Annotated in this window: 1 protein-coding gene; it reads left to right on the top strand. The window is 37.0% G+C overall.

Going from position 1 to position 211, the window contains the following annotated elements; genetic code table 11:
- The coding region (locus V6252_RS13615) for a hypothetical protein (protein WP_341610784.1) at positions 1 to 211 on the top strand (211 nt) is incomplete at both ends.

Genomic DNA, 211 nt, shown 5'->3' with positions numbered 1-211 from the left:
ACCCACTACTAGCGAATCATCACAGCTTGCTGACTATTACAGCTATACCAGTGAATTAACTGACAGAAATAAGAAAGTTATTAGGAAAGCTGTTCCAGATACTACTGACCTTGCTAACGATGCTAATAGTATTAATAATACTGACAAGGCTGGCTTGATTGAAGTAGCTAAAACAAACTCTATAAGCAAACTAGAAAGCGAGAATACTGAC

This window comes from Psychrobacter proteolyticus, assembly GCF_038155145.1.
GTDB lineage: Bacteria > Pseudomonadota > Gammaproteobacteria > Pseudomonadales > Moraxellaceae > Psychrobacter > Psychrobacter proteolyticus_B.
The sequence above is the reverse complement of the archived record's forward strand: the minus strand, read 5'-3'. Positions and strand labels throughout refer to the sequence as shown.